Below are 10584 nucleotides of genomic sequence, written 5' to 3' on the forward strand. Positions count from 1 at the left end.
CGCGCGCTAAAGCCGGATCTCGGCGATGACCTCGCCGTACTCGGTCTCGCTGACCGGGGTGAAGCCGACGCGCTTGAAGAACGCCTCGGGGCCGCCCTCGCCGGCTTCGTAGATCACGTCGACGTGATCCATCCCGCGAGCCCGCGCCTCGGCGAGCAGCCCCTCCACGGCGAACCTGCCCACACCGCGGCCCTGGTCGTCCGCATCGACGTTGATGCGCCAGAGGACGGAGCGGAAATGCTCCTCGGATGCCTCGGGGTCGAAGTTCGCGCTGACGAACCCGACGACCTCGTTACCGTCCAGCACGACGCGCTGCCAGGACGTCTGCGGATTGATGACCGTGGCGGCGATCCCGTAGCTCACGGGAGCCAGAAACTGCTCCTGCCCGGGCTTGAGGGACATGTTGTTGACCGCGACGATCGTCGCGGCGGAAAGTTCGACAAGTCTCAGCTCGGCCATAGGCACAGGGTAGTAGGGAAACGACGTGCCCGTCACGGATGGGGTCCTCCTGTAACGAGGAATTCACCGGGCGAAGTATCTCGATGTCAAGATACTTTTCCGTTGCGATAGGCTGGCAGGACCACCCGAACGGAGACGACACCGGTGACTGATTCGACCATTTTCTACACCCACACCGACGAGGCTCCGGCGCTTGCGACCGCCTCGTTCCTGCCCATCGTGAAGGCGATCACGAGCCAGGCGGGGGTGGATGTCGAGACGCGGGACATCTCGCTCGCGGGTCGCGTGCTGGCGGCGTTCCCGCAGAAGCTGACGCCGGAGCAGCAGGTGGGCGATGCGCTCGCCGAGCTGGGCGGGCTCGCGACCCTGCCCGAGGCGAACATCATCAAGCTCCCGAACATCTCGGCCTCGATCCCGCAGCTGAAGGCGGCCATCGCGGAGCTGCAGTCGCAGGGCTTCGACATCCCGGACTACCCGGATGACGCGCAGTCGCTCGAGGAGAAGGACATCCGCGCGCGGTACGACCGCATCAAGGGCTCCGCAGTCAACCCGGTGCTGCGCGAGGGCAACAGCGACCGCCGGGCACCGCTGTCGGTGAAGAACTACGCACGCAAGCATCCGCACCGCAACAAGCCCTTCGCCGAAGGTTCCAAGACGCGCGTCGCGACGCTCGGCCACGACGACTTCAAGTCCAACGAGAAGTCCGTCGTCATCGAAAGCGACGACGTCCTGACGATCCAGCACGTCGCCCAGGACGGCACCGTGACGCCGCTGAAGACCGGTCTCAAGGTCCTGCCCGGCGAGATCGTCGACGCCACGTTCCTCTCCGCCGCCGCGCTCGACGAGTTCCTCGCCGAGACGCTGCGGGAGGCGGCATCCGACGACATCCTCTACTCGGTGCACCTCAAGGCCACGATGATGAAGGTCAGCGACCCGATCATCTTCGGCCACGTCGTCAAGGCGTACTTCGCCGACGTGTTCGACAAGTACGGCGATCAGATCGCCGAAGCGGGTCTCACCGCCAACGACGGCCTCGCGGCGATCCTCACCGGGCTTCCCTCCGTCCCCGGCGGCGACGACATCGCGGAGCGGATCAGGGCCGACCTCGCCCGCGGTCCGCGCCTGTCGTACACGAACTCCGACAAGGGCATCACCAACCTGCACGTCCCCTCGGACGTCATCGTGGACGCCTCGATGCCCGCGCTCATCCGCAACGGCGGCAAGCTGTGGGGCTCGGACGGCGGCGAGGCGGACACGCTCGCCGTCATCCCCGATTCGTCGTACGCGAGCGTCTTCCAGACCGCCATCGACGACGTGATCGCTCGCGGCCCGCTGGATCCTGCGACGATCGGCTCCGTGCCCAACGTCGGGCTGATGGCGCAGGCGGCCGAAGAGTACGGAAGCCACGACAAGACCTTCGAGATCGCGTCCCCGGGCGTGGTCCAGGTGCTCGACGGCGCGGGCGACGTGCTTCTCGAGCACACCGTGCAGCCGGGAGACATCTGGCGCGCGACGCAGACGAAGGACATCGCGATCCGGGACTGGGTGAAGCTCGCCGTGACACGAGCCCGCGCCACCGGCGCACCCGCGGTGTTCTGGCTTGACGAGACCCGGTCGCACGACGCGGCTCTCATCGCCAAGGTGAAGACCTACCTCGCCGACCACGACACCGACGGTCTCACGATCGAGATCCTGGCTCCGGCAGCGGCGACCCAGTACTCCCTGGACCGGCTGCGCCAGGGTCAGGACACCATCTCGGTGACCGGCAACGTGCTGCGCGACTACCTCACCGACCTCTTCCCGATCCTCGAGGTGGGCACGAGCGCCAAGATGCTGTCGATCGTGCCGCTGCTGGCGGGCGGCGGTCTGTTCGAGACCGGAGCCGGCGGATCGGCTCCCAAGCACGTCCAGCAGCTGCTGGAGGAGAATTACCTGCGCTGGGACTCGCTGGGCGAGTTCTTCGCTCTGGCGGCCTCGCTCGAACACCTCGCGACCTCCACCGGCAACGTGAAGGCGCAGGTGCTGGCCGACACCCTTGACGCCGCCACCGGGACCTTCCTGGAGAACGACAAGTCGCCGGGACGTGCGCTCGGGACCATCGACAACCGCGGCAGCCACTTCTACCTCGCCCTGTACTGGGCTCAGGAGCTCGCCGCCCAACAGGCCGATCCCGAGCTTGCCACCGCCTTCGCCCCGGTCGCCGAGGAACTCGCCTCGCGCGAGCAGGAGATCGTCGCCGAGCTGCTCGCCGTCCAGGGCTCGCCCGTGGACATCGGCGGCTACTACCGACCGGATGAGCAGCTCGTCGAGGCTGTCATGCGCCCCTCGAAGACCCTGAACGAGATCGTCGACGGCCTGGGCTGACACGACAAACGACGAAGGGTGGATGCCGCGGCATCCACCCTTCTGTCATTCGTCGACTCTGCAGGGCGATGGCCTCGATACGCCGGCTGCGGCGGCTACTGAACCTTGAGCCGGAGCCGCATCAACGTGCGCTTCGCGCACATTGACCCGACTCGGCTCAATAGTGCACCCAGACCTCGGTGCCCATAGGCGCCCAGGCGTAGGCGAACTCGGCCGACCCGAGCGGCATGTTGATGCAGCCGTGACTCATCACGTTGCCGAAGTTGTTGTGCCAGTAGGCGCCGTGGAGGGCCTCGTCGCCGTTGTAGTACATCACCCAGGGGACATCGGGGGTGAAGTAGAACGGCGACACCGTGAGGTCGCGGTTGCCCATGTTCTGCGAGGTCAGCTTCGCGCTGATGCGGAAGTTCCCGGTGCTCGAGCTGAAGCCCTCCTTGCCGGAGGAGATCGGCCACGAGTCGATGACGTTCTCGTTCTCGAAGAGGTAGGCGTGCTGCTGGCTCAGGTTGACCTCGATGCGCCGGGCGAGCGTCGTGATCACGGGTGCGACCTCCGTGACCGGCAGCGCGTACACGCCGTTGCCGGAGGCGAGCTGCGCGGCGAAGTCGGACGCGACGCCCGAGGTGTCGCCCAGCTCGCGCCCGGAGATGCCCGCCGCCTCCTCGCGGAGCACTTCGCCTTCGGAGTCGGTGATGACCCTGCCGTTCTCGGGTGCACGATTCACGATCGGTGCGAGCGCGTCGACGTAGGGCTGGATGGCGGCGGAGTCGGCGCTGATCGTGTACGTGCCGCGATCGGCGGGGGCCACCGTGATCCAGGAAGCCACGACCGCGCGCTCGATCGGCACGGTGCGTTCGTCGCCGACGTAGAAGCCGGCCGAGTCGAGCATTCCGTTGAGCTGCTGCGCCGTGGCGGCGGCGACGAAGGTGGGACTGTCCGCCTCGACGGGCGCGGCCTGCGCCTCGACCTCGACCACGGTCTCGCCCGCGGCGAATGCTTCGGCCAGTGCCGTGCGGACGGCTTCGACGTCGACTCCGGTGCCCGGGACGGACGGCGTCGCGACGTAGTTCGCGGTCGCTGCGTCGAACGTGACCGCCGAGTCCACGGGATCGGTGTACAGGTCGGGGGCGGCGGAGCGCAGCGCAGCGGCGGCGGTCTCCGCGTCGATCCGCACGAGCGCGTCGATCGGCGGCGCGAACCAGGCGGTCGGGTTCCACATGGGCTTCGAGGCGAAGGCGGCGTCGGCGAGGGCTTTCGCGTCGACCGTTGCGCCAAGGTCGGCGCCGCTGACCTGGACGTCGCCGCCCGCGCCGGTCAGCACGACGGTCGTCTCGTTCAGGCGCCCCTGGATGGCGTCGGCGGCAGCCCCGGGAGTGAGGCCGCCGACGGGCACGCCGGCGATCGAGGTGCCCGGCGCGATCAGGACCAGCGACGAGACGACGAGCGCGATGGCGGCGAGGCCTGCCGGGATGCCGATCCACAGCCCGAGCCGGCGCTTGCGCGGCTCAGGCGGCGGCGCCGCCCACGCGTAGGCAGGCGCGTTTCCGTCGCCGCCGGACGGGGCCGCGGCATCCGGCGTCGTCGGCGCTGCGGCGTCGTCGGCGGGCGCCTCCTCGGCACCGGGCCTGGTAGCCAGATCGGTCATGCCAACACCCCCCGGCTGCGAACACGTCACTCAATCGTACGGGATGCGCGCCGGGCGTCTTGCAACGGATGGATCACGGATGCTGCGCCGCGCGCAGGCCGGATGTCAGGGCTCGCAGATCGCCTGAAAGGCCTCGCTGGTCTCGGTGAACTCAGTGCCCAGCTGCGAGAGGTCCTCGAACTTCGACACGTCGCCCTTGACGATGGCCTCCATGACCTCGCTCGCCTCGGCGAACATGTCCTGCAACGACGGCAGAACGGCGGCGACCTCGTCGTTGGTGACCTGTGCTGCGGTGTCGGCGAGGGTCTGCGAAGCGGTCTTCATCGCCTCGACCACGGATGCCGGATCCGCGGTCGCCGCGTTGTCGAACTGCGCCGTCGCGTCCTCGATGCCCTGTTGCACCAGCGCACACGCATCGGCCGTGGACTGGCCCGCGTCGCCCGGTGCGTCCGAACTGCGGCTGTCCGCCGTGTCGGAGGCGGGGGAGGTGCAGGCGGTCAGCCCGAGCAGGGCGACTGCGGCGAGGGTGAGAGCCGCGACTCTGTGGGACATGGGTCCTCCTTTCTCCCAGCCTAAGCGAGCGCGGTCCCGGGTCGAGCCGGGAGATCCACAGGCGCCCTGTCTGACGAGGCGCGAAGATAACGGTTTTGTAAACACGCCGTGCAAACCCGACGAAAGGCTTGCGGTCCGTTAGTTCGTAAGGTGTACTAACAAACATGAACGCAACGGATGCGCAGCGTGGCTCTTCCCTCCTCGAATCGCCGCGCACGCCCGCCAGCGCGAACGGCCGCCCGTTCGGGCCGGGTCGTGCGCTGCGTCAGGGGGCCAAGGTGCTGCCTGAGCATGCCCGCGGCCACAATCGTTCTCTGCTGCTTCAGACGCTGTTCCATCAGGGGGCGATGAGCAGGGCAGACCTGTCCCGGGAGACCGGCCTGACCCGGGTGACGATCTCCGATCTGATCTCGGAGCTCATCGCCGACGGCTTCGTCGCCGAGATGGGGATGCGGGAGGCTTCCGGCCCCGGCAAGCCCGCGATGCTCGTCGACCTCGATCGCGCCGGGCATCGGATCGTCGGCATCGACCTGTCGGGCAGCGACGTCTTCATCGGCGCGGTTCTCACCCTCGACGGCGGCATCGTCGCGCGCCGCGAGGTGCCCGTGGCCGTCGACGGCGACGTTCTCGACGCCGTCGTCCGGCTCGCACACGACCTGGTCGGCGACGCGGACGCTCCCGTCCTCGGCATCGGGGTCGGCTCACCCGGCATCGTCGACGACCGCGGCGTGATCCTCACCGCCCCCAACCTGCGCTGGGCCGGCTTCGACCTGCGGGGTGCGCTGCAGGACGCACTCGGCCTGCCCGTCCTCGTGGCCAACGATGCCAATGCGGCGGTGCTGGCCGAATACACCTTCGGCGGCGCGGGAGACGACGTCCTCCTGGTCAAGGTCGGACGGGGTGTCGGATCGGGCCTCCTGGCGTCAGGACAGCCGATGGGCGGCGCGCACTTCGCCGCGGGCGAGATCGGCCACGTCACCGTGGGGACCGACGGCGGTCCGGTCTGCGTGTGCGGCAAGGTCGGATGCCTGGAGGCGTGGCTCGCGGTTCCCGCGCTGTCGGCGCGGCTGGCGGCGGCAGCCGGCGAAGAGGCCCGCGCGGGCGTCCTCCGCGACGCGGGCGAGCGCCTCGGGATCGCGCTCGCGCCGATCGTCGGCGTGCTCGACGTGTCGGAGATCGTGCTCTCCGGCCCTCCTGAGCTTCTCGACGGCCCGCTGACGGAGGCGACCGTCGAGACCCTTCGTGCACGGACACTCGCCGAGTTCCATGACGGCGTCCGCGTGCGGATGACGGAGCAGGGCCAGGACATCGTCCTGCGCGGAGCCGCCGTCATGGTGCTGTCGGGACAGCTCGGGGTGTCGTAGCACCGCCGGCTGTCCCTTTCGAAGGGTCGTCAGATCCACGACGAACCCGCAGGAAACTCCCCGGACGGGTCACCCGGCCCCCGGAATCACCAAGAGAGAACGAAGGAACACAATGAACAAGACGCTTGGAGCCGTCGCGCTGCTCGGCGCCTCAGCGCTCGTCCTCGCAGGATGCGCGGGCGGCAACGATGCAGCCTCGGACAGCGGAGACGGCGCGGAGATCCGGGTCTGGCTTGTCGGTGCCGACACGCCGCAGGAGGCCCGCGACTACCTCAAGGAGACCTTCGAGGAGGAGAACCCCGGTTCGACGCTCGTCATCGAGGAGCAGAGCTGGGACGGCCTCGTCGACAAGCTCACGACCAGCCTGTCGAGCTCGGACAGCCCGGATGTCGTCGAGTTCGGCAACACCCAGGCACCCGCCTTCACCTCGGTGGGCGCGCTGCGCGACATCTCGGGCATCTACGACACGCTCGGCGGTGACGATCTGCTTCCGGGCTTCGTCGAAGCCGGGTCGTACGACGGTGCCTTCTACGCTCCCCCGCTGTACTCGGGCGCACGCGTCGTGTTCGCCGACCCCGCGTTCGTCACCGCGGCCCCGGCGACGCTGGACGACTACGTGACCGCCGCGAAGGACCTCGCGGCCGCCAACGCCGGCAAGTCGGGCATCTACTTCGCCGGGCAGGACTGGTACAACGCGCTCCCGTTCATCTGGGAGAACGGCGGGGAGATCGCGGTTCCGGACGGCGACGGATGGGATGCGCAGCTGAGCAGCCCTGAATCGGTCAAGGGCCTTCTGCAAGTGCAGGACCTCATGACCAACGCCTCGCTTGCGCCCAAGGACGGCGACAATGCAGAGCCATGGACGCCCTACTGCGAGGGGACCTCCATCCAGTTCTCGGCGCCCAACTGGGCACTGGGTCTGGCGAGCGAGTGCGAGACCGCGACGCCGCCGGCGGCGCCCTTCGTCTACGCCCTCCCGGGGATGGACGGCGACGCCGCGCAGGTGTTCGCGGGCGGCTCCAACATCGGCATCTCGGCGAAGTCGGCCAACCCCGAGTTGGCGGAGAAGGCGCTCGAGATCATCCTGAGCGACGAGTTCCAGACGATCTACGGCGAGAACGGGCTCATCCCGGCCAAGAAGTCCCTCGCGTCGACCCTGGGCGACACCCCGGAGGCCCTCGCGTTCACCGAGGCCGCGGGCAACGCGAAACTGACCCCGGCATCGCCGAACTGGGCCGAGGTCGAGGCGTCCCGCATCCTGGAGGACTTCTTCGTGAAGATCGCCCAGGGCGGCGACGTGCAGTCGCTCGCCGAGGAAGTCGACGTGAAGATCGAGGACATCCTCAACGGCTGATCCCCGACGCGCCTTCGGCGCCCGAGGCGCCTCGGGCGCTCCCCGGCGCCTCGCAGCGCCGACCGGGCCGGCGGTGGAACTCTCGCCACCGGCCCGGCCTGTGCCTACCATTTCTCAGGAGACCCCATGTCCATCGCGTCCAGCCGGCTCACCCCTGCGGTGCTGCCCGTCGACGACGACGGCGCGCTCCGGCCGCCGGTCGAGGAGCAGCCCTCGCGCCGCCGCCGGTTCGTGCGGGCCGGCGGCTTCACGCCCTACGCCCTGCTCACCCCGGCGCTGATCGCGCTGCTGGTCATCACCGGGTGGCCGCTGCTCCAGCTGGGAATCATGTCCTTCCAGGAGTACGGCCGCGCGCAGGTGTTCGGTGCTGCGCCTGAGTTCGTCGGGATCGACAACTACGTCGCCATCCTGACTGACCCGGAGTTCTGGGGCGTGCTGGGCCGTTCGGTCGTGTTCGCCGCGGTGTGCGTGATCACGACGATGGTGCTCGGCACCCTGGTCGCCCTGCTGCTGAATCAGCTCGGCACCGTGCTGCGCACGATCGTGTCCGTCGGCCTGCTGCTGGCCTGGGCGATGCCCCCGCTGTCGGCCACGATCGTGTGGGGCTGGATCTTCGATACGCAGTACGGAGTGCTCAACCACATTCTGACGGACTGGTTCGGTCTCGATTTCGAGGGCCATTCGTGGCTGATCGAGCCGCTCAGCTTCTTCTTCGTCGCGGCGATCATCATCGTGTGGGGCGCCGTTCCGTTCGTCGCCTTCATGCTCTACGCGGGGTTGACCCAGGTGCCCGAGGACGTGCTGGAGGCGGCGCAGCTGGACGGAGCCGGCGGAGTCCAGCGGTTCTTCCTGGTCGTCGTGCCCTACATCAAGCCGATCCTGGTGATCGTGACGATCCTGCAGGTCATCTGGGACCTTCGCGTGTTCACCCAGATCTACGCCCTGCAATCCATCGGCGGGCTCGCCGAACAGACCAACACGCTGGGCGTGTACATCTACCGGGTCTCGCTCGGATCGGGGGACTTCGGCATCGGCGGGGCGGTCTCGGTCATCCTCGTGCTGCTGCTGGTCGCCGTCTCGATCTTCTACGTCCGCCAGACCGTGAAGGAGGACGCGCTGTGACCACCGCAACGGCATCCGCGCCCGCCGGCGAGGCGGCGGCCTCGCCCCGGGCGACCCGCGATCGCCACGCCCGCCTGCGGCGCCGGGCCGGGTCCATCCTCACCGGGCTCGCGGCCCTCATCGTCTTCGTCGCCTCGGTCTTCCCCGTCTACTGGATGGTGAACACCTCGTTCCAGCCCAACTCGCAGGTCCGCGGATCCGAGCTGCACTTCTGGCCCGACAACGGCACGCTCGACAACTACACCAACGTGATCCTCGGCGACACGCGGGCACCGTTCGCGCCCGCGCTCGTGAACTCCCTGACCGTCAGTCTCATCACGGTTGCGGTGGCGCTCGTCTTCGCCTTCCTGGCCGCGCTCGCCGTCACCCGGTTCCGCTTCCGCTCGCGGGCCGGCTTCATCATCGCGATCCTCATCGTGCAGATGATCCCGGCCGAGGCGATGATCATCTCGATCTTCCGCCTCGTCGACGGATGGCATCTGCTCAACAGCGTGCTCGGTCTGTCGGCCGTCTACATCGCGACGGTCCTGCCCTTCACGATCTGGACGCTGCGCGGGTTCGTCAACGGCGTTCCCGCCGAGCTCGAGGAGGCGGCGATGATCGACGGGCTCAGTCGCGCCGGCGCGTTCTGGCGCATCACCTTCCCACTGCTCGCCCCCGGTCTCGTCGCGACCGGCATCTTCGGCTTCATCCAGGCCTGGAACGAATTCGTGTTCGCGCTCGTGCTCAACCCGCGACCCGAGGCGATGACCCTGCCGGTGTGGCTGCGGACGTTCCTCGACCCGAACGGCGGCATCAACTGGGCGGAGCTCATGGCCGCGTCGACCCTCGTCGCGATCCCCGTCGTCATCTTCTTCCTCCTGGTGCAGAAGCGGATGACCGGCGGCCTGGTCGCAGGGGCGGTCAAGGGCTGATGCGCGCCGGAACGCTCACCGCCTCCTCCCGGGGGGACGGCCGGTGAAGATCGGGCTGGACGTCGGGGGGACCAAGACGGATGCCGTCGCCGTAGACGGGGGCGGCGCGATCGTCGGCCGCATGCGCCTTGCGACGGGCTGGGGCGCGGATGCCGTGGTGCGAACCGTGCTGGAGGCGGTGCGCACGCTGGCGGCGGATGTGGGAACGGAGGTCGGAGCCCCGGAAGGACTCGGCCCGATCGACTCGGTGGGCATCGGCATCCCCGGGCAGGTCGAGCCGGGCACCGCTCGTGTCGTCCACGCGGTGAACCTGGGTGTCGAGGAGCTCGACCTCGCGGCGGCTGTCGGGCCTGAGCTCGGCGTCCCGGTGCGGGTGGAGAACGATGTGAAGGCGGCCGCGTTCGGCGCCTACGCGCTGCACGGCGCCGCCGGGTCGATGGCCTACCTCAACCTGGGCACTGGGATCGCCGCGGGAATCGTCGCCGACGGCGAGCTGTGGCGCGGCGCCCGCGGAGCCGCCGGCGAGGTCGGCCACATCTCGATCGATCCGAACGGCCCACTCTGCCGCTGCGGGCAGCGCGGCTGCATCGAGGCGCTCGCCGGTGGCGGGGCCATCGCCGAGCGCTGGGGGCGCGCCAGCGCCCTGCCTGTGCGCGACGTGTTCGACGCCGCCGATGCCGGCGACGAGCTCGCGCGCGAACTCCGGGCGGGCCTCGCGCGGGGCGTCGCCGCGGCCGTGCGGGTGCTCGTGCTGACAGCCGACGTCGACGCCGTCGTGCTCGGCGGAGGCGTGACCGCACTCGGCGAGCG

At 69.1% G+C, this 10584-nt stretch carries 9 protein-coding genes; 6 read left to right on the forward strand and 3 right to left on the reverse strand.

What is annotated here, in order from left to right:
• Positions 1 to 6 precede the first annotated feature (6 nt).
• A complete protein-coding gene (locus VFX99_RS14235) occupies positions 7 to 459 on the reverse strand; it encodes a GNAT family N-acetyltransferase (protein WP_329666950.1) in 453 nt (150 codons plus the stop codon).
• Positions 460 to 603: 144 nt separating this feature from the next.
• Between VFX99_RS14235 and VFX99_RS14240 the strand changes: the two genes are divergently transcribed.
• Positions 604 to 2823, forward strand: a complete 2220-nt coding sequence (locus VFX99_RS14240) for an NADP-dependent isocitrate dehydrogenase (protein WP_329666951.1) — start codon at positions 604 to 606, stop codon at positions 2821 to 2823.
• Positions 2824 to 2980: 157 nt separating this feature from the next.
• Here VFX99_RS14240 and VFX99_RS14245 read toward each other — a convergent pair whose 3' ends face one another.
• Entirely contained in the window at positions 2981 to 4468 is a 1488-nt protein-coding gene (locus VFX99_RS14245) for a L,D-transpeptidase (RefSeq protein WP_329666952.1), read from the reverse strand.
• A 105-nt stretch (positions 4469 to 4573) separates the two neighbouring features.
• Positions 4574 to 5020, reverse strand: a complete 447-nt coding sequence (locus VFX99_RS14250) for a hypothetical protein (protein ID WP_329666953.1) — start codon at positions 5018 to 5020, stop codon at positions 4574 to 4576.
• Positions 5021 to 5184: 164 nt separating this feature from the next.
• Here VFX99_RS14250 and VFX99_RS14255 point away from each other — a divergent pair, with 164 nt between their 5' ends.
• From VFX99_RS14255 to VFX99_RS14275, 5 genes are all read left to right on the forward strand, one after another.
• Positions 5185 to 6384: an ROK family transcriptional regulator gene (locus VFX99_RS14255; RefSeq protein WP_329666954.1), complete on the forward strand. Its 1200-nt coding sequence runs from the start codon at positions 5185 to 5187 to the stop codon at positions 6382 to 6384.
• 112 nt (positions 6385 to 6496) lie between these two features.
• A complete protein-coding gene (locus tag VFX99_RS14260; RefSeq protein ID WP_329666955.1) occupies positions 6497 to 7738 on the forward strand; it encodes an extracellular solute-binding protein in 1242 nt (413 codons plus the stop codon).
• Between the two features lie 126 nt (positions 7739 to 7864).
• Positions 7865 to 8860 (forward strand): sugar ABC transporter permease, encoded by a 996-nt coding sequence (locus VFX99_RS14265; protein ID WP_329666956.1) that lies wholly within the window; start codon positions 7865 to 7867, stop codon positions 8858 to 8860.
• A complete protein-coding gene (locus VFX99_RS14270) occupies positions 8857 to 9774 on the forward strand; it encodes a carbohydrate ABC transporter permease (protein WP_414684396.1) in 918 nt (305 codons plus the stop codon). The genes VFX99_RS14265 and VFX99_RS14270 overlap by 4 nt, the downstream gene beginning before the upstream one ends.
• A 43-nt stretch (positions 9775 to 9817) precedes the next feature.
• On the forward strand, positions 9818 to 10584 hold a 767-nt coding region (locus tag VFX99_RS14275), incomplete at its 3' end, for an ROK family protein (protein WP_329666957.1).

Source organism: Microbacterium sp. (assembly GCF_036277215.1).
Taxonomy (GTDB): domain Bacteria; phylum Actinomycetota; class Actinomycetes; order Actinomycetales; family Microbacteriaceae; genus Microbacterium.